This window comes from Micromonospora sp. LA-10 (genome assembly GCF_051853095.1).
In the GTDB taxonomy this organism is placed as follows: Bacteria; Actinomycetota; Actinomycetes; order Mycobacteriales; family Micromonosporaceae; genus Micromonospora; species Micromonospora echinospora_A.
In genome coordinates this window covers 3622993-3639693 of record NZ_CP195710.1, presented here as the reverse complement: position 1 = coordinate 3639693, position 16701 = coordinate 3622993, and the positions used below count along the sequence as shown (strand labels likewise).

The following is a 16701-nucleotide window of genomic DNA, read 5'->3' as shown; positions in this document are numbered from 1 at the left end:
TCAGCGCCTCGTCGCGTACCTGCTCAGGGTCACGCCGCCGGGAAACGTCCGCGTCTCCACCAGGTCGAGCTTCGACCAGCCGTCCAGCGCGCCGAAGAACGGTTTGCCGCCGCCCACGAGGACCGGGTGGGTGACGATCTCGTACTCGTCGATCAGCCCGGCCCGCATGGCCGCCCTCGCGAGCGACGCGCCACCGACTCTCATCGGCCCGCCGTCCCCGGCCTTGAGGCGGGTGATCTCGGCGATCGCGTCGCCGGTGAACAGGCGGGCGTTCCAGTCGACCTTGTCGATGGTGGAGGAGAACACCACCTTCGGCGTGTCCCGCCAGTTCCGGGCGAACTCGATCTGCGCCGGGGTGGCGCCCGGCTGCTGGTCGCCGGTCGGCCAGTAGGAGCTCATGTTCTCCCACAGGCGGCGCCCGTACAGGAACAGGCTGATCGCCCGCTCCTGATCGAGCCACCACTGGAACAGTTCGTCGCTCGATTCGCCCCAGCCGATGTCGTCGCCGGGCGCGGACACGTAGCCGTCCACTGTCAGGTTCATGCCGTAGATCAGTTTCCGCACAGCGCATGCCTCCGTCGGTCGGTTCCGGAACACCAGACCAGCCGGGCGACGGGAACTGATCGGTGCAACCGCAGGTCAGTCGTGGCGGTGACGCACGATGTAGTCGATGTGGTGGATCGTGTCCTGCCGGTCGTGCTCGCTGATCGAGTTCCACAGGTCCGCCAGCCAGTAGAGCGATACGGACAGCATCCACGCCCACCCGCGTACCCAGGTCGCCTCGTCGAACCCGAGCGCCTCCCGGTAGGCGGCCCGCCCGCGGGCGTCGAACAGGCTCCAGCCGGGTCGCACCTCGACGGCCGGGTCGCCGCGGCCGAGACCACCGAAGTCGATCACCCCGGTGAGCCGGTCCCGGTCGACCAGCAGGTTGCCTCCCAGGAGATCACCGTGCAGCCACACCGGAGGTCCGGGCCACTCGTCCGCCGCCATCGCCTCGTCCCACGCGGCGGTCACCGCCCGACCGTCGATCCGGTCGCCGAGCGCCGCGATCGACCGGCGGGTCAGTTGGTCGCGCTGCGCCAGGGGTACGCCGCGCTGGATCCCCTCCTTGACCGGCCCGTCCATCGGGTCGATCGCGATCATCGCCCGTACGAAGCCGGCGAGGTCGACGGCGAGGTCGACGTGGTCCTGCCCGGCTTGCGGGTTGTGCCCGTCGAGCCACGGGACGACGGTCCACGGCCACTGGTAGTCCCCGCCCGGTTTGCCGACCGCGACCGGCACCGGCACGGGTACCGGGAGGTGGGGCGCGAGCCGCGGCAGCCAGGTCGCGTCGGTCGCCACCTGGTCGACCGCCCACGGGGCCCGTGGCAGTCGTGCCGTCAGGGAGCCGCCCAGCCGGAACAGCGCGTTGTCGGTGCCGGTCAGCGGTTGCGGCACGATCGGCAGGTCCGACCATTCGGGGAACTGCTCGCCGATCAGGGCGCGTACCTGCTCGACAGTGACGACGATCTCTCCGGGACGCATCGGCGCGAACGTAAGGGCCGCCGGATCACCCCGTCAATCGAATTGGGACCGTGTCGCGTCGTCGGCCGGCGGTCGTCCGGACGTGACCCTGATCATGAACCGATCGGTACAGAACCCTGCTACGGTGGGTTCAGAACCGAGCGGTACAAAATTGAAGGTGGATCCGACCGACCGTGAACGCGGTACGGCACCAGCAGACGGGAACGAATGATCATGAGCGCCACCACTACCACCGAAGCAGGCATGTCCACGCAGGAGCTGCGCGACTTCTACCTGCGGTACGTCGACCTGGCGAACAAGCGGGAGTTCGACCGCATGGCCGACTTCGCCCACGAAGAGGTGGTCATGAACGGCACGCCGGTCAAGATGGCAGACATGGTGGCCGAGTTCTACAAGCACGTCGAGGCGGTGCCGGATCTCCATTGGGAGATCCAGGATGTCGTCGTCGAGGGCGACCGGATCGCCGCCCGCCTCGTCGACACCGGCACGCCCGTCAAGGAGTGGAACGGCCTGGCCCCGACCGGCGCCTCGGTCTCGTTCGTCGAGACCGCCTTCTACCGGCTTCAGGACGGCAAGTTCAAGTACATGTCGTACCTGATGGACACCGACTCGGTGCGGCGGCAGCTCGCCGGCTGACGGAGGATCCCGGAACGCGGCGCGCCCAGCCCGATGGAGCATCGAGGTGGGCGCGCCCAGGGAACTATGCGACGAAGCGGGAACGACGTCGGCGTCCGATGACGTAGCTGGCACCGCCGAGGAGCAGCAGCGCCCCGCCGACGCCGGCCACGGTCGCGGTGTCGGCGCCGGTCACCGGTAGCCCGCCGCCCTCGCCACCACCGTCGCCGCCGGGCGCGCCCACACTGGCGGAGGGAGTGACGGGCGGTACGGCGGTCGACGTGGCGCTGGGCGTCGCGGTCGGCGTGCTCGTGGGCTGAGACGGCGTCGGAGTCGGCGTCGGCTGGGACGCGCAGTCGAGCGCACGAGCCTCGTACAGGCCGTCGTTCAGGTAGGCGAGGTAGGCCTCGACGGACGGGCTGTCGAGCACCTTCTGCGCGGCGGCCCGCACGTTGGGACCGGCGCCCGTCATCGTCTGGCCGATCGAGACGCGCAGAGCGATCGCCCAGCGATCCTGCACGTTCTTGAGGTATGCGCGAAGGTCGTCCGAGGTGCCCTTCAGCCGCTCCTCGATCTCGCCCGGCAGAACGGGCAACGATTCGGCCTGCGCCTCGGCCAGCAGCCGGTACGCCAGCAACCGCAGTTCGGAAACGGTGGCGGTGTCCAGGTCGATGGTGACCAGTTCGCGGAAATCCTTGTACACCTTGCGTTCGACCGTCTGGCAGGCCGCGTCCAGCCCGGGTACTGCGGTCTGCGCCGCCGCCGGCGCCGCCGGAATCACAAAGGCCAGCGCCACCAGGGCACCGGCCGGAATCTTCCATCGCATATGGACTTTCCTCCCCGTGTAGATCAAAACATGGAGATGTTACCGGCATCCCACTGAAGCGCAAGGGCATTGATGTGCTCGGACATGCGCGGAATTGCGCTAACGACGCAGTCGATCGAATATCGCCGCCACCCTTGTCGCCAGCGGGCCGGCCGGCACGTCGGCGAGGTCGAATCCGGCCTCGCGGTAGGTCAGCTCGTGGATCCGCTCGAAGACGAGCGATTCCTCGAAGGTGATCCGGCGAGCGGCGGTCGCCTCGACGAAGCCCTGATTCCGTACGAAGAAGACGGTCCGCTCGTAGCGGCGTTGCGCCGTCATGCCCTCTATCTCGTCGAGCAGCGCGGGCGGTGCGGCCAGGCCCAGATAGCGGCACAGCGCCAGCGTGCAGACGGGCGAGCGGTCGTGGAAGACGACCTCGCCGGCGTTCGTGGCGGCCCGGCGGCGTCGCTTCCGCTGGAGATCCAGCACCCGATCGGCGAAGCCCGGCTCACGCCACGGCTCCGGTTGTCCGAGCGCCTGGTGCAGCGCGATCACGTCGGTTGCGGCCTCCTCCACGACGGGATGTCCGTCGATCTCCAGGTGCCGGAGGATCGCTGTCTTACCGGAGCCGGGAGCGCCGGTGAGGATGTATCCGGGCATGACGTCCTCTCCAGTGGCGGCAATCCGCTTGATAGGCAAGCCACCACTTGCATATGGTGGGTGACGTGGGCGATCTGTACCAGGCGCTGGCCGATCCCACCCGCCGCCTGATCCTCGACGAGCTGACCGAGCGCGACGGTCAGACGCTGTTCGAGATCTGCGGGCGGCTGGCCACGAAGCACCAGGTCACGTCGTCCCGGCAGGCGATCTCCCAGCACCTCGACGTCCTGGAGGCCGCCGGCCTGATCGTCACGCGGCGGCAGGGTCGCTACAAGTTTCACCACCTCGACACCCGGCCGCTGCGGGCCGTCACCGAGCGATGGCTCAGGTCCGCCGCACCCACCCAGGAGAACCCATGAGAATCAACCTCACCAGCGTGTACGTCGACGACCAGGACAAGGCCCTGCGCTTCTACACCGAGGTGCTCGGATTCGTGCCGAAGACCGACGTGCCGACCGGGGAGTACCGCTGGCTGACGGTGGTCTCGCCCGACGCCCCGGACGGCGTGGAACTGCTGCTGGAACCCGACGCGCACCCGGCCGCCAAGGCGTTCAAGGAGGCGCTCGCGGCCGACGGCATCCCGCTGACGCAGTTCGCTGTGGACGACGTGGCCGCCGAGCACGAGCGGCTGCGCAGCCTCGGCGTGCTGTTCACCCAGGAGCCGGTCGACATGGGCCCGGTGACCACAGCGGTGTTCGACGACACCTGCGGCAACCTGATCCAGATCGCACAGTACCGGTAGCGGGTCGACGGTGGCCGGACCGTGGCGTAGCCCGGAGCTGGCGGCCGCAATGACGCGTCTGGAGGGCGAGGTCCGGGACGCCTGGGCGCGGCTGCGCGATGAGCTGGACGTGACGCCGGGCTCGCCCGAGGAGGCCGAGCTGGCCTGGCTCGTCGTGGACGACCCCGGGCGTACGACTGGCGAACAGTGGACGGGGCGGTGGACCGGCTCACCTGCCCCGACTGCGGGACACCGCTGACCGCCGGGCCGGTGGCGTGTGCGACGTGCGAGTTCCGCCACCGGATGCGGTTCGGCGCCCGGGAGCGGGACCGCCCGCACGTGCCGCCCGGCAACGAGCACGCGCTGCGGGTCGCCACCGCGGTGACCCGCAGCCGGCACCGCTACTCGTCCCGGGCGCGGGTCGGCTACGAGCTGGTCCTGCCGGATCTGCTGGCCGGCGCCCTGCCCACCACTCCCCAGGCCCAGGCCGCCAAGGCACTCATCAACAGGTTGACCGACGACGAGTGCGACCGGGTCGCGAGCCTCGCCGAGGTGGAGGAGCTGGCGAGAGGGCGTTGACTCCGCGCGGAACCGCTGGACACGATCGGTCACCCTGGCGGCATGACGGTGTGGCGGCGTCTGTACTCGCTGGACCTGACCACCTTCGGCGCGATCTCCGGGGTGGTGGGGACGGTCGGCTACCTGGGGTTCTTCGTGTTCGCGGCCGTCAGCGGCATGATGTCGGGACCGGAAGCGGCGTTCTTCGGAGTATGGTTCGTCCCCGGCCTCGTCGTCGCGGCCCGCCGCGCGATGCTCGGCGTCTGGGTGAGCCCCGTCGGCATACGTTCGCGCTCGCTGCTCCGCACGACCACAGTGCCGTGGGCGTCGGTCGTGGATATCCACAGCGGTGCGAGTTCGATAATGGGTCTGGACATGGGACGCGACGCGATCGTCATCGAGCGGACCGACGGCGAGCCGGTGCAGACGCCAATCCAGTCCGGCGCCATCGTCCGGCCGTTCCGCCTGGAACTGTTCCGGCTGGTCACCTGGCCGGAGCACTACGACGAGATCCTCGCGAACCTGCGGGAGTGCCACCGCGAAGCCCGGCCCCCGGAGCAGCGCGCGGCGGTGAGCCCGGCGCCGGATCCGGTCCGCGTCGACCGTCGGGACCGGACCCGGCCGCCTGCGTCGAGCGCCGGGCGGCGGCGCGATATCCACGCGCTGACCCGGCAGTACGAGCGCGGGGTGCTGACCGAGGTCGAGTACGCCGCCGAGTTGGCGCGGCTGCGGGGTGACGAGTAGTCGTCAGCCGAGCCGGTCGAGCAGTTCGCGGCTGCGGCTCACCACCAGCGCGGTCGCCTCGGCGTCGTACGAGGGCAGCGAACTGTCGGTGAACAGGTGCCGGTCGCCGGGGTAGACGTACAGCTCGCCGCGTTCGGGGCCGACGATCGACACCAGTTCGCGGGCGGCGTCCACGTCGCCTTCCAGCCCGAAGAACGGATCCTGCTCCATGCCGTGCACCTGCACTGCGACCCCGTCGGGCCAGGGGCCGATCGCCCACTCGCCGGTGACCGGCAGGCAGGCCTCGTAGAGCAGCGCGGCCCGGGCCCCGGCCCGGGTCTGGGCGAGCCGCTGGGCGGTCGCGGCACCAAAGGACACGCCCGCGTAGACGAGTCCGGCGGGCAGGTCGGCGACGAATGCGTCGGCGCGCTGGTCGAGGACGTCGCCGCCGATCCGCTTGGTCAGCGCGGCGCCGTCTTCGATGGTGGCCGGCCGCTCGCCGTCGAATAAGTCCGGGGTGTGCACGGTGTGCCCACCGGCGCCCAGGGAGTCGGCGAGGGCGCGTACGCCGTCGGTGAGCCCTTGAATGTGGTGGAAGAGCACGATCTCGGCCATCACTACACTCCTGAGTTGTCAGACCAGAGTTATCGAACGAACCAGAATCTTAGAACGGTCGAGAAATGTCGGTCAATCAGCGGTTCCCGGACTACGACCTCGACGACCTGCTCGTGGTCACCGCCCCGGAGCAGTTGCGCGCGCTCGCCGACCCGCTGCGGAGCACGCTCCTGGAGCTGCTTCTGGAACGCGCCGCCACTGTGAACGAGCTGGCCCGCGCCGTCGACCGGCCGAAGAGCAGCGTCGCGTACCACGTGAACCAACTGGTGGACGCCGGCCTGCTGCGCGTGGTGCGGACCCGCCGGGTACGCGCCATCGAGGAACGGTTCTACGGGCGTGTCGCCCGCACCTACTACGTCGGTGCGCTCACCCGGGCAGAGGACAAGCAGGTGGTGTCCCGGATCAACGGGCTCGCCGAAGCAGCCGCCGAAGCGGCAGCCGCACACGCCGCCGACGAACTGCGGTGCACGCTCGTGCACGCGCGCATCCCGATCGAGGACGTCCGCGAGTTCTGGGCGGAGGTGCAGGCGCTGGCCCGGCGGTTCGCGCAGATCCCCCGCGCCGGGGACCAGGTGTACGGCTTCGCCGCCGGCCTCTACCCCACCGACGCGCCCACGCTCCCCGACACGGAACCCACCACCGACACACGCGACTGACCGCCCCACCACCCCGGGACGGCAGGGTCTTGCCGGGGCGGCGAAGCGGGCAGGCTAGCGTCGGAAGCGTGAGCACCGGATCCCCGCGCGTCCTGCCGGCCGAGCGCGGCATCGACGAGGCCGCCGCCGTTCTGCGCGCGGGCGGGCTGGTCGCCTTCCCCACCGAAACCGTCTACGGCCTGGGCGCGAACGCGCTGGACGCCCGGGCCGCCGCGCGGATCTTCGAGGCCAAGGCGCGGCCCAGCTTCGACCCGCTGATCAGCCACCTGGCCGACGCCGCCGACCTGGCCGCCCTGGTGGGCGAGGTGCCCGCGGCGGTGGCCGAGCTGGCGAAGCGCTTCTGGCCCGGCCCGCTCACCCTGATCGTGGACCGGCCGCAGATCATCCCGCCGATCGTCACCTCCGGCCTGGACACCATGGCGGTACGCGTACCGGACGAGCCGTCGGCGCGCGCCCTGATCGCGGCGGCCGGCGTGCCGGTGGCCGCGCCCAGCGCCAACCGGTTCGGCCAGCTCAGCCCCACCCGGGCCGAGCACGTGGTGGCCGGGCTGGGCGCGGCGGTGGACGTGGTGCTCGACGGCGGGCCCACCCGGTGCGGGATCGAGTCGACGATCGTGGACGCCCGAGGTGACCGGCCGGTGGTGCTGCGGCTGGGCGCGCTGCCCGTCGAGGCGCTGGTCGAGGCGGTCGGCCCGGTCGAGGTGCGCCAGGGCAGCTCCGGTCAGCCGGTCGCGCCCGGGACGCTTGCCGCGCACTACGCCCCGCGTACCCCGTTGCGGTTGGGCGCGGCGGCCGACCCCGGCGGCGGCCGACGGGGGTTCCTGGCCTTCCGGGAGCCACCGGCGGACGGCGACTGGGCAGCCGTGGAGGTGCTGTCGCCCGACGGCGACGTCACCGCGGCGGCGGCGCGCCTGTTCGACGCGCTGCACCGGCTCGACGCGGCCGGGGTGAGCGAGATCGTCGCCGAGCCGGTGCCGGACACCGGCGTGGGCCGGGCGATAAACGACCGGCTGCGCCGTGCCGCCGCCACCTGGCACTAGGAACCGTCAGGGCGTCAGCGGCACCGTCTCGCCCCGGAGGACGGTACGGACCTGGCCGGCGAAGCCGCGTCGCCGGGCCTCCTCGACGAAGTGCCGCAGCGGGGCGCGGAACACCGGGTAGTCGTCGTAGTGGATCGGCACGGTGAGCCGCGGCCGGATCAGCTCGACCACGTCGGCGCCCTGCTTGGCGTCCATGGTGAGCAGGATGCCGGCGATCCGGGTGCCGCCGAGGTGGATCAGCATGGCGTCGATGCCCGGAAAGCGGGCGGGGATCTCGGCGAGCTGCGGGCGACGCAGCGTGTCCCCGGTGACGTAGAGGCGGAACCGCCGTTCACCGCCCTCTTCCAGGTCGATCAGGCTGCCCATCACGTCCGGGAGCGCGCGGTCCAGCAGGCCCGGCCCGTGCTGCCCGGGCAGCGCGGTCAGCCGCAGCGTCTCGTCGCCCCGGCGCAGCTCGTACGCGCGCCACGTGGGCAGCCCTTCCGCCGCGCCGAAGCCCCAGCGGCGCAGTTTCCGTTCCGCCTGCGGCGTGGTGAGGATCGGCAGCGACCGGTCCAGGCCACGCCGGGCGACCCGGTCGAAGTGGTCGCCGTGCAGGTGCGACAGGACCACCGCGTCCAGCGCGGGCAGTTCGGGGATGGTCAGCGCCGGGTCGGTGCTCCGCTTCGACCACAGGCCCCGACCCAGGTAGGCCCGCTGCCCCCGGTGCAGGAAGTTCGGGTCGGTAAGCAGCGTGAAGCCGCCGATCCGCAGCACAGTGGTGGCCGTACCGACGAACGTGACCTCAGGCGTCATGTCCTTCGCCGTACCCCTGATCGGGACGCCCATGCGAGCCGGGCTGCGGCATGCGGTCCACCAGCTTGGTGAGCGTGCCGTTGGCGAACGTCGCGCCGAGCGCCGAGCCGGTGGCGATGGCCCAGCCCACGGGTCCCATCGGGGTGCAGCCGAAGAACTGGCTGACGCCCGGCGTCTGCACCACCACGACCAGCGCGCCCACCGACGCGGCGGTGGCGGCGAGCACGCTGGGGCTGGTGCCGCCGGCCAGCACGGTCTGGCCGAGCTGCGTGCCGATCAGGGACGCCAGCGCGACGGTGTCGGCCCGCCGCCGGGTGCCGGTCCACCTGGCGATCGTCCAGCCGGCCGTCGCGCCGAGCGTGGTCGACGCCGCGCGCAACCCGATCTCCCGGGTCATGGTGACGCCGAGCGACGAGTCCGGCCCCTCCCGCAGCAGATGGTCGGCGCTGTCGTCGGCCGGCGGGCGTACCGCGATGGCGAGCGCCGGCGCGAGATCGGTGAGCAGGTTGACCAGCAGCAGTTGCCGGCCGTTCAGCGCGGAACGGCCGGTCGCGGCGGCGCTGAGCACGCTGAACGCGATCTCGCCGAGGTTGCCGCCGACCAGGATGCTCAGCGCGTGCCGCACGGACGACCACATGGCCCGTCCCTCGACCAGCGTGGCGATGATCGTCTCCAGCCGGTCGTCGGTGACCACCAGGTCGGCGGCGGCGCGGGCCGCGGGCGTGCCCCGTTGACCGAGCGCGATACCGACGTCGGCGAGCCGGATCGCCGGGGCGTCGTTGGCGCCGTCACCCGTCATCGCGACGGTCCGGCCCTGGCGCTGCACCGCCTGGATGATCCGTACCTTGTGGGCGGGCGTGCACCGCGCCACCACGTCGGTGGCCATCAGGCGTTCGGCGAGCGCGGCGTCGTCGAGCCGGTCCAGGTCGGTGGCGGTGACGACACGCTGGCGGCCGTCGTCCGGGCTGATCGTGGCGGCGATCGCCTCGGCCGTGGCCGGATGGTCACCGGTGATCATGACGGTGTGCACGCCGGCGGCCCGGATCCGCTCCACCGCCGGCCGGGCGCTCTCCCGCACCCCGTCGGCCAGGGTCAGGAAACCCACGAAGATCAGGCCCTCGACCTGCTCGTCGCCGACCGACTCGTCGGACACCGGGCACTCGGCCACGGCGAGGATGCGGTGCCCGGCGCCGGCCCGCCCGGCCAGCATGGCCTGCACCTCCTCGCGCCCGGCGGCGTCAAGCGGGCGGTCGCCCTCGGCGGTGCGCCGGGACGAGCAGCGCGGCAGCACCGACTCGGGCGCGCCCTTGACGCTGAGCAGCAGCCCGTCGGCGGTGCGCCCGACAGTGGCGCTGTAGCCGCGGGACGGCTCGAACGGCAGCCCACCGGTAGCGGTCCAGTCCTCCGCCCCGGTTCGCTCGACCACCCCGGCGGCGTTCGCGCCGCGACGTACCGCCCGGTCGGTCTGCTGCGGCAACTCGTCCGGGTCGGCCGCGGCCGGGGTGGCCCGCAACGCGGCGGCGAGCGTCAACCGCAGGGCGTCGTCGAGCTGGTCCACCGGGGCGTACCTGTCGTCGCCCGCGCCCACCCCGGCCAGCAGCAACTTCCCCTCGGTCAGCGTGCCGGTCTTGTCGAAGCAGAGCACGTCGACGCGGCCCAGCGCCTCGATCGTCCGCGGGTTGCGGACCAGGGCGCCGTGCTCGGCCAGCCGCCGCGCCGCCGCCAGCTGCGCGGCGCTGACCAGGAACGGCAACCCCTCCGGCACCGACGCGACGGCCAGGTTCGCGGCGGTCGCCGCCGTCTCGGCCAGGGGTACGCCCCGAAGCAGCCCCGCACCTGCGACCGCGATCGCCGAGGCGGCCGCCAGCGGTACGGCGCTGCTCGTCAACTTGCCCAGCCGCGCCTCCACCCCACTGGCGGGCGGGGCCTGCCGGGCCATGGCGAGGCTCCGCCCGGCCTCGGTCTCCGCGCCGGTCGCGACCACCACAGCGGTGCCGTGGCCGGCGGCGACAGTGGTGCCCTCGAACAGCATCGAGTGCCGTTCGGCGATGGCCGCCGCGACCACCGGGTCCGGGTTCTTCGCCACCGGCAGCGACTCACCGGTCAGTGACGACTCGTCCGCCTCCAGCCCGTCGCTCGTCAGCACCCGGCAGTCGGCCGGTACGGCGTCCCCCGAGCTGACCGTGATCACGTCGCCGCGTACCAGCTCCTCGGCGGGCACGACCCGTTCCGCGCCGTCACGCAGCACCCGGGCGGTGACCGCCGAGCGGGACAGCAACTCGGCCAGCGACCGTTCGGTGTTGCGCTGGTGCACCGCGCCGACCAGCGCGGAACCGCCCACCACGCCGCCGACCAGCGCGGCGTCGACAAGCGAACCGAACGCGGCGGAGAGCACCGCCCCGGCGGCCAGCACCGGGGTGAGCGGGTTGGACAGCTCCTCGACGAACGAGCGGAGCAACCCGGCCGGACCGTGGTCGTCGCCGACCTCGACGCGCCGCCGACGGGTCGCCTCGCCCTCGGTCAGCCCGGACGGATCGGTGTCGAGCTGGTCGAGGACGGTCTCCACCGGCATGAGATGCCAGGCGCTGAGCGCGGGCGCCGGCGTGCCGGCGCGGTCCGGCAGCCGGTGCGCCCGGAACACGCCGTGTGCGAACGCGAGCGCCGCCGCGCCGTTCACCGCGGCGAGCGTCGGTCGGGGCAGCCGCCGGCGGTCGGCGGTGAACGCGCCGAGCGCGCCGAGCCCGGCGCCGGCCATGGCGATCCGGACGTTCTGCTCGGTCATCCGGCGGGCCACCCCGGCGGCGTCGACGAGCAGCGCCGGCACCCGCAGGTCGTCGCCGACCAGCAGGTGCGCGCCCCACGGGGGCAGGTCGTCCGGGCCGTACACGCCGAGGCCGCAGTCGGACGCGGCGAGCGCCGACCGCTCGCCGGAGACCACCATCACCACCGCGCCCTCGCGTTGCAGGTCGTGCACCGCGTCGGCGAGCCGGGCACCACCCGGGACGAGCAGGTCGGCGAAGTCGTACCGGCCGTCGTCGTCGCCCGCGACCACGAGCCGCAGGCCCGCCTGACGGGCGGCCGACGCGAGCGCGTCCACCCCCGGCGCGGGTTCCGGCTCGACCCGCAGTACGGCGGCGAGCCGGCCGTCAGCGGCCAGCCCGAGCAGGTGCCCGCCGTCGGCGCGCAGCCGCTCGCTGTCCGGGGTGTCGCCGGGATCCTCGGCGCCGAGACGGTCCAGCGGGCCGATCCGCCAGCCGTCGGCGGCGCGTACCGCGTCCGGCTCGGCCGGGTCGAACAGCGCGAACGCCCGCCCGGCGACCTGACCGGTGTCGGCACCGGCCAGCGGCGCCAGGTCGGCCAGCACGCCCCGGTCCGAGCCGAGCACCGCCGCGTCCAGCACCACCGTGTCGATCCGGTCCAGCTCACGCAGCACGCTGCGGTCCATGGCGATCACACCGCGCCGGGCGAGCATCCGGCCCAGCTGTGCGCCGTACCCTTCGCGGCCGGAGCCGGGCGCCTTGGGCAGCGAGGAGAGCGCCAGCGCGGCGGCCCGCTTGGGTCCCAGCACCGGCAGCGCCGCCGCCCCGGCGACCGCGCCGGCGGGAAGCACCCGCTTGGCGTAGCGCTCCGGCTGCCCGTCCGGCACCGGGCACGGCCGCTCGCCGTTCGGCACCCGGGCCACAGCCCGTTCCGGGTCACCGGTCAGGTGCGGCTCGGCCCGCCGCCACGCGGTCAGTTGCGCGGCGCCCTCACCCCACTGGACCACGCGCTGCGCGCCGTCGAGCACGATCCCGGCCCAGCCGCCGGTCAGGCCCTGCACCACCGCCTCGGCCAGCGGGAACAGCACCTCGGCGCGCGGGTCGGCGCGGATGCCCAACCCGGCCAGGGCGTGCAGCTTCGGATGCAGGTCGATGGCACCCAGCAGACCGGCCACCTCGGCGGGAACGGGAGTGAGCGGCAGCACCCGGGTGGCGGCGGAGATGCCCAGCCCGAGCACGTCGGACAGCAGCGCGCCGAAGGTACGGGCGGTGCGCGGGCCGTCCTCGGGCGGCTGCGGCGGTTCGATCTCCGGGTCCGGCTCGTACGGGCAGGTCCGCTCGACGCGGGCCACCGTGGCGATCAGGTCGCGCAGTTTCGGCGCCGGTTCCCCGGTCGCCACCACCACCCGGCCGGACGGCGCGTTCACCCGCGCCCAGTCCACCCCCGGCATCGACTCCAGCGCCGCCTCGACCTGACGGGCCAGCCGGTCGCCGCCGTCCTGGCAGACGCCGTGCACCTCGATGTGGTGGCGGCCGTCCTGGGACCACACCCGTCGGCTGGTCAGACCGGTGAGCCGGGCCAGCCGGGCGGCCGCCGTACCGACGCTTCCCGCGACCTCGGTGACCTTGGCGGGCACGGCGTCGGCGGGCAGGGCCGACCCGACGGTACGCGCGACGCGCGCGGCGGCTTCCGGCACGGCCGTCGGCGCCAGCAGGAGGCCGGCGAAGCGTCCCAGCGAGGTCATCGAGTCGTACGGCCGGTCAGTCGGTTGAAGGTGTCACAGCCGTACGCCATCTCGCCTCCCGGTCTCGTCCCGGCGGCCCGACTTCCCGGCGCGGCGTCCGTTATGCCACCCGGACGGCAGAAGTTCGCGCTCCCGCCGAACGAGACGGGGGCCACAGTTGACCTCAACCCGGGGTGAGGTCCGAGGCTGTGACCCATGACCAGCACCACCGCCGTCCCGGCTGATCCCCCCGTCGACCTGTGGTCGCCGCGCCTGCGGGCGATGACGGTGGGCAGCGTCGCCCTGGTGTCCCTGCTCGCGTTCGAGGCGCTCGCGGTGGGCACCGCCATGCCGACGGTGGCCCGCAGCCTGGACGGGCTGGGCCTGTACGCGCTGGCGTTCGGCGGCCCGTTCGCCTCCGGCGTGGTGGCGATGGTCGCCTCCGGCATCTGGTGCGACGCGCGCGGACCACGGCCGGCGATGTGGCACGGCGTCGCCTGGTTCGTCGCCGGACTGGTGGTGGCCGGCTCCGCCACCACCATGGAGGTGCTGGTCGTCGGGCGGGTGGTGCAGGGCTTCGGTTCCGGGCTGGTCTCGGTGGCGCTCTACGTGGTCGTCGGTCAGGCGTACCCGGAGCAGTTGCGGCGGCGGATCTTCGCCGCGTTCGCCGCGGCCTGGGTGGTGCCGTCGCTGGTCGGCCCGGCCCTGGCCGGCCTGATCGTGGAACACCTGGGCTGGCGATGGGTGTTCCTCGCGGTACCGGCGGTGGCGATTCCGGCGGCGCTGCTGATCCAGCCGGGGTTGAAGGCGCTGGCCGGCACCGTGCCGACCCGGCCGCCCGCGGGCGCGCTGGCCCGCATCGGCTGGGCCTGCGGGGCGGGGGCGAGCGCCGCACTGCTGCACTACGGGGGGCAGCAGCGCGGCGTGCTCGCCGCCGCCCTGATCGGGACGGCGCTGGCCGGGTTGTTCGCCTGCGTGCCGCGTCTGCTGCCGTCCGGGTCCCTGCGCGCGGCGCGTGGCCTGCCGACGGTGATCGGCCTGCGCGCGCTGGCCTCGGCGGCGTTCGTCGCGGCCGAGGTGGTGATCCCGCTGATGCTGTCGCGGGAGCGCGGCTTCTCGCCCACCGGCGCCGGGCTGGTGCTGACGGTCGGTGCGGTGTCCTGGTCGGCGGGCTCGTGGATTCAGGGCCGGATCGGCTCACCCCGCTCGGCCGCCAGCCTGCCCCGGGCCGGCCTGGCCTGCATCGCGCTCGGCACGGCGGGCGTCGCGTCGGCGCTGCTGCCCGGGCTGCCGGTGCTGCCGGCGGTGTTCTCCTGGGCCGTGGCCGGGCTCGGCATGGGCCTGCTCTATCCGTCGCTGTCGGTACTCACCCTGGAGCAGTCCGCCCCGGCCGAGCAGGGCCGCAACAGCTCGGCGCTGCAACTGGGCGACTCGATCGCCGCCGCCACCGTGCTGGCGTTGACCGGCGCGGTCCTGGCCGCCGGTTCGTCACCCGGCCCGGCCAGCTACGCGACCACACTGGCCGTCGCGGCCGCCTGCGGCCTGCTCGGCCTGGCGCTGGCCGGCCGCGTGTCACCCCGCCCCACCCCCTGACCACCGCCCTCGCCCCTCACCGCCTCTGCTCGTTGATCAAGGAGTTTGTGTCAGGCGACGGGCCGCCGTACGACACGAACTCCTTGGTCGACATCTGCAGGCTGGGGTGGAGCGATCCGGGTCGGGAGGGCCGTCGGGTGGCGCAGGATCGGGTGGGGTGCCGTCGAGCGGGTTGCTGTCACGATCCGGGTCGGCGTCCCGTCCCACCGTGGAGCCGCGGTGTGGCGGCTGCGCGTGGGTGGGAGGAGTGGCGATGCGGGTGCTGGTGACCGGGGCGACCGGGCGGCTCGGGCGGGTGGCGGTGCCCCGGCTGCGGGACGAGGGCTTCACGCTCCGGGCGGTCAGCCGCCGGCCCCGCACCGGCGACGGGGTCGAGTGGGTGGCCGCCGACCTGGCCACCGGCGCCGGGCTGGCGGAGGCGGTCGCCGGGGTGGACGCGGTGCTGCACCTGGCGTCGTCGCCGCAGCGGCGTACCCATGAGGTCGACGTGCTCGGCACCCGCCGGCTGACGGTGGCCGCCGCCCACGCCGGGGTCCGTCACCTGGTGTACGTCTCGATCGTCGGCGTCGACCGGGTGCCGATCGCCTACTACCGGCACAAGCTCGCGGCCGAAGAGGTGGTGGCCGCCGGGTCGGTGCCGTGGAGCGTGCTGCGCGCGACCCAGTTCCCGGAGTTCCTGGCGGGCCTGCTGAAAGGCGCGAGCCGCCTCGGCCCGGTGATCGGGGACCGGGCGGTACTCGCCCAGCCGGTCGACCCGGTCGACGTGGCGGACCGGCTGGCGGTGATGTTGCTCGCCGGGCCGTCGCATCGGGTCGAGGACTTCGGCGGGCCGGAGGTGCTGCGCTACGACGAGGCGGTCCGCACCTGGCTCGCGGCGCGCCGGAAGCGCCGGCCGCTGCTGCCGGTCCGGATTCCCGGCCGGCTCGGGCGGGAGTTGCGCGGGGGTGGACTCACCACGAGCGCCACGCCGACCGGCACCCGGACCTGGGCCGACTACCTCGCGGACACGTACGGGGGAACCGGCGGAAGATGAGAAACGGTCGGGTCCGCACCGGCCTACGGTGACCGCATGCTGGTCTTCGTCGCCACAGTGCTCCTCTACGTCTTCGGTTTCGTCTTCCTCTACGGCGTGATCCGGGTCGGGGTCCGGCACGGCATCGAGGACGCCGAGGCGAACCGTCCCGAGGTGCTGCGCCGCCGGCAGCTCACCACCGCCGAGAACCGCGACTTCGCGCAGGAGAACGCGTTCCTCAGCAATCCCAACTGAGGGGCGGGGGCGGGGGCGGGGTCCGGAGGGTCGATCCGCGGGGCGGGTGCGAGGATCGCGACATGATGGGGACGCTGAAGACGGAGCCGGCCCGGGCACGGCTCGACCTGCTCGCCCCGCCGGTCGCCGCGGCGCTGCAGGAGTGGCCCGCCGGGGCTCCGGTGGACGTGGACGACGTACTCGTCGCCCCGATCGACGCCGACCTGGCCGACACCGCCGCGTTCTGCGAGGCGTACCAGGTGGGGCTGGAGGAGTCGGCCAACTGCGTGGTGGTCGCCGGCAAGCGCGGCGGCGAGACCCGGTACGCGGCCTGCGTCGTGCTCGCCACCACCCGCGCCGACGTGAACGGCGTGGTCCGCAAGCTGCTCGACGTGCGCAAGGCGAGCTTCGCGCCGATGGCCGAGGCGGTCGAGTTGAGCGGCATGGAGTACGGCGGCATCACGCCGATCGGTCTGCCGGCGGACTGGCCGATCCTCGTCGACTCCCGGGTGATCGCCACGCCGCACGTGATCATCGGTTCGGGCGTACGGCACAGCAAGATCGCCCTGCCCGGGCCGGCGCTCGGCGCCCTGCCCGGGGCGAGGGTGGTGGAGGACCTGGCCAGGCCGGCCTAGGTCCTCATCCGCATCGATCTTGTTCCACGTGA

19 protein-coding genes are annotated in these 16701 nt (G+C 73.3%); 12 read left to right on the top strand and 7 right to left on the bottom strand.

Annotated features, from left to right (window positions below; all coding sequences use genetic code 11):
• Together ACSDG8_RS17240 and ACSDG8_RS17235 are read right to left on the bottom strand one after the other, a co-directional pair.
• On the bottom strand, nt 1–564 hold the full coding sequence (locus ACSDG8_RS17240; protein ID WP_210895532.1) for a dihydrofolate reductase family protein: 564 nt from the start codon (nt 562–564) through the stop codon (nt 1–3).
• Nucleotides 565–639: 75 nt separating this feature from the next.
• Nucleotides 640–1524, bottom strand: a complete 885-nt coding sequence (locus ACSDG8_RS17235; RefSeq protein WP_210895533.1) for an aminoglycoside phosphotransferase family protein — start codon at nt 1522–1524, stop codon at nt 640–642.
• Between the two features lie 213 nt (nt 1525–1737).
• On the opposite strand from ACSDG8_RS17235, the gene ACSDG8_RS17230 reads away from it, so the two are divergent.
• Nucleotides 1738–2160: an ester cyclase gene (locus ACSDG8_RS17230; RefSeq protein ID WP_210895534.1), complete on the top strand. Its 423-nt coding sequence runs from the start codon at nt 1738–1740 to the stop codon at nt 2158–2160.
• Nucleotides 2161–2224: 64 nt separating this feature from the next.
• Here the strand turns inward: ACSDG8_RS17230 and ACSDG8_RS17225 are convergent, their stop codons facing one another.
• Both ACSDG8_RS17225 and ACSDG8_RS17220 read right to left on the bottom strand, forming a co-directional pair.
• Nucleotides 2225–2965, bottom strand: a complete 741-nt coding sequence (locus ACSDG8_RS17225; RefSeq protein WP_210895631.1) for an LPXTG cell wall anchor domain-containing protein — start codon at nt 2963–2965, stop codon at nt 2225–2227.
• Nucleotides 2966–3064: 99 nt separating this feature from the next.
• Nucleotides 3065–3604: an AAA family ATPase gene (locus ACSDG8_RS17220; protein WP_210895535.1), complete on the bottom strand. Its 540-nt coding sequence runs from the start codon at nt 3602–3604 to the stop codon at nt 3065–3067.
• A gap of 53 nt (nt 3605–3657) precedes the next feature.
• Between ACSDG8_RS17220 and ACSDG8_RS17215 the strand changes: the two genes are divergently transcribed.
• The 5 genes from ACSDG8_RS17215 to ACSDG8_RS17195 are packed head-to-tail and all read left to right on the top strand — an operon-like array spanning nt 3658 to nt 5627.
• Nucleotides 3658–3963: an ArsR/SmtB family transcription factor gene (locus tag ACSDG8_RS17215; RefSeq protein ID WP_210895536.1), complete on the top strand. Its 306-nt coding sequence runs from the start codon at nt 3658–3660 to the stop codon at nt 3961–3963.
• Entirely contained in the window at nt 3960–4346 is a 387-nt protein-coding gene (locus ACSDG8_RS17210) for a VOC family protein (protein WP_116503026.1), read from the top strand. The genes ACSDG8_RS17215 and ACSDG8_RS17210 overlap by 4 nt, the downstream gene beginning before the upstream one ends.
• 49 nt (nt 4347–4395) lie before the next feature.
• Nucleotides 4396–4584, top strand: coding sequence for a hypothetical protein (locus tag ACSDG8_RS17205; RefSeq protein ID WP_247678823.1), 189 nt, complete (start codon nt 4396–4398; stop codon nt 4582–4584).
• 11 nt (nt 4585–4595) lie between these two features.
• The gene (locus tag ACSDG8_RS17200; protein ID WP_247678824.1) at nt 4596–4904 is read left to right on the top strand and encodes a hypothetical protein; all 309 of its coding nucleotides are present in this window, start codon (nt 4596–4598) and stop codon (nt 4902–4904) included.
• A 42-nt stretch (nt 4905–4946) separates the two neighbouring features.
• Nucleotides 4947–5627, top strand: coding sequence for a PH domain-containing protein (locus ACSDG8_RS17195; RefSeq protein ID WP_210895537.1), 681 nt, complete (start codon nt 4947–4949; stop codon nt 5625–5627).
• Between the two features lie 3 nt (nt 5628–5630).
• Here the strand turns inward: ACSDG8_RS17195 and ACSDG8_RS17190 are convergent, their stop codons facing one another.
• Entirely contained in the window at nt 5631–6221 is a 591-nt protein-coding gene (locus tag ACSDG8_RS17190; protein ID WP_210895538.1) for a dienelactone hydrolase family protein, read from the bottom strand.
• A 65-nt stretch (nt 6222–6286) separates the two neighbouring features.
• On the opposite strand from ACSDG8_RS17190, the gene ACSDG8_RS17185 reads away from it, so the two are divergent.
• Nucleotides 6287–6877 (top strand): winged helix-turn-helix domain-containing protein, encoded by a 591-nt coding sequence (locus ACSDG8_RS17185; RefSeq protein WP_210895539.1) that lies wholly within the window; start codon nt 6287–6289, stop codon nt 6875–6877.
• Nucleotides 6878–6969: 92 nt separating this feature from the next.
• Complete coding sequence (locus ACSDG8_RS17180; RefSeq protein WP_210895632.1) at nt 6970–7917, top strand: L-threonylcarbamoyladenylate synthase; 948 nt, start codon at nt 6970–6972, stop codon at nt 7915–7917.
• Nucleotides 7918–7923: 6 nt separating this feature from the next.
• Here the strand turns inward: ACSDG8_RS17180 and ACSDG8_RS17175 are convergent, their stop codons facing one another.
• Nucleotides 7924–8712: an MBL fold metallo-hydrolase gene (locus ACSDG8_RS17175; RefSeq protein ID WP_210895540.1), complete on the bottom strand. Its 789-nt coding sequence runs from the start codon at nt 8710–8712 to the stop codon at nt 7924–7926.
• Nucleotides 8702–13216, bottom strand: a complete 4515-nt coding sequence (locus tag ACSDG8_RS17170; protein ID WP_439427041.1) for an HAD-IC family P-type ATPase — start codon at nt 13214–13216, stop codon at nt 8702–8704. Before ACSDG8_RS17170 ends, ACSDG8_RS17175 begins: the two co-directional genes overlap by 11 nt.
• A gap of 195 nt (nt 13217–13411) precedes the next feature.
• On the opposite strand from ACSDG8_RS17170, the gene ACSDG8_RS17165 reads away from it, so the two are divergent.
• The 4 genes from ACSDG8_RS17165 (at nt 13412) to ACSDG8_RS17150 (ending at nt 16669) form a co-directional block, all read left to right on the top strand.
• The gene (locus ACSDG8_RS17165; protein ID WP_210895542.1) at nt 13412–14788 is read left to right on the top strand and encodes an MFS transporter; all 1377 of its coding nucleotides are present in this window, start codon (nt 13412–13414) and stop codon (nt 14786–14788) included.
• A gap of 253 nt (nt 14789–15041) precedes the next feature.
• A complete protein-coding gene (locus ACSDG8_RS17160) occupies nt 15042–15821 on the top strand; it encodes an SDR family oxidoreductase (RefSeq protein WP_210895543.1) in 780 nt (259 codons plus the stop codon).
• Between the two features lie 36 nt (nt 15822–15857).
• Nucleotides 15858–16055 carry a hypothetical protein gene (locus tag ACSDG8_RS17155; RefSeq protein WP_043327658.1) on the top strand — a complete coding sequence of 66 codons (198 nt, stop codon included), beginning with the start codon at nt 15858–15860 and terminating at the stop codon, nt 16053–16055.
• A 65-nt stretch (nt 16056–16120) separates the two neighbouring features.
• Nucleotides 16121–16669, top strand: coding sequence for a YbaK/EbsC family protein (locus tag ACSDG8_RS17150; protein ID WP_174534678.1), 549 nt, complete (start codon nt 16121–16123; stop codon nt 16667–16669).
• The last annotated feature ends 32 nt before the right edge of the window (nt 16670–16701 follow it).

What these genes read in the sequence shown, in the direction of transcription:
- ACSDG8_RS17210 (WP_116503026.1), top strand. Translation starts at nt 3,960, where the DNA reads ATGAGAATCAACCTCACCAGCGTGTACGTCGACGACCAGGACAAGGCC.
- ACSDG8_RS17165 (WP_210895542.1), top strand. Translation starts at nt 13,412, where the DNA reads ATGACCAGCACCACCGCCGTCCCGGCTGATCCCCCCGTCGACCTGTGG.
- ACSDG8_RS17170 (WP_439427041.1), bottom strand. Translation starts at nt 13,216, where the DNA reads ATGACCTCGCTGGGACGCTTCGCCGGCCTCCTGCTGGCGCCGACGGCC.
- ACSDG8_RS17155 (WP_043327658.1), top strand. Translation starts at nt 15,858, where the DNA reads ATGCTGGTCTTCGTCGCCACAGTGCTCCTCTACGTCTTCGGTTTCGTC.
- ACSDG8_RS17190 (WP_210895538.1), bottom strand. Translation starts at nt 6,221, where the DNA reads ATGGCCGAGATCGTGCTCTTCCACCACATTCAAGGGCTCACCGACGGC.
- ACSDG8_RS17225 (WP_210895631.1), bottom strand. Translation starts at nt 2,965, where the DNA reads ATGCGATGGAAGATTCCGGCCGGTGCCCTGGTGGCGCTGGCCTTTGTG.
- ACSDG8_RS17150 (WP_174534678.1), top strand. Translation starts at nt 16,121, where the DNA reads ATGGGGACGCTGAAGACGGAGCCGGCCCGGGCACGGCTCGACCTGCTC.
- ACSDG8_RS17235 (WP_210895533.1), bottom strand. Translation starts at nt 1,524, where the DNA reads ATGCGTCCCGGAGAGATCGTCGTCACTGTCGAGCAGGTACGCGCCCTG.
- ACSDG8_RS17185 (WP_210895539.1), top strand. Translation starts at nt 6,287, where the DNA reads ATGTCGGTCAATCAGCGGTTCCCGGACTACGACCTCGACGACCTGCTC.
- ACSDG8_RS17205 (WP_247678823.1), top strand. Translation starts at nt 4,396, where the DNA reads ATGACGCGTCTGGAGGGCGAGGTCCGGGACGCCTGGGCGCGGCTGCGC.
- ACSDG8_RS17230 (WP_210895534.1), top strand. Translation starts at nt 1,738, where the DNA reads ATGAGCGCCACCACTACCACCGAAGCAGGCATGTCCACGCAGGAGCTG.
- ACSDG8_RS17175 (WP_210895540.1), bottom strand. Translation starts at nt 8,712, where the DNA reads ATGACGCCTGAGGTCACGTTCGTCGGTACGGCCACCACTGTGCTGCGG.
- ACSDG8_RS17195 (WP_210895537.1), top strand. Translation starts at nt 4,947, where the DNA reads ATGACGGTGTGGCGGCGTCTGTACTCGCTGGACCTGACCACCTTCGGC.
- ACSDG8_RS17160 (WP_210895543.1), top strand. Translation starts at nt 15,042, where the DNA reads ATGCGGGTGCTGGTGACCGGGGCGACCGGGCGGCTCGGGCGGGTGGCG.
- ACSDG8_RS17220 (WP_210895535.1), bottom strand. Translation starts at nt 3,604, where the DNA reads ATGCCCGGATACATCCTCACCGGCGCTCCCGGCTCCGGTAAGACAGCG.
- ACSDG8_RS17215 (WP_210895536.1), top strand. Translation starts at nt 3,658, where the DNA reads ATGGTGGGTGACGTGGGCGATCTGTACCAGGCGCTGGCCGATCCCACC.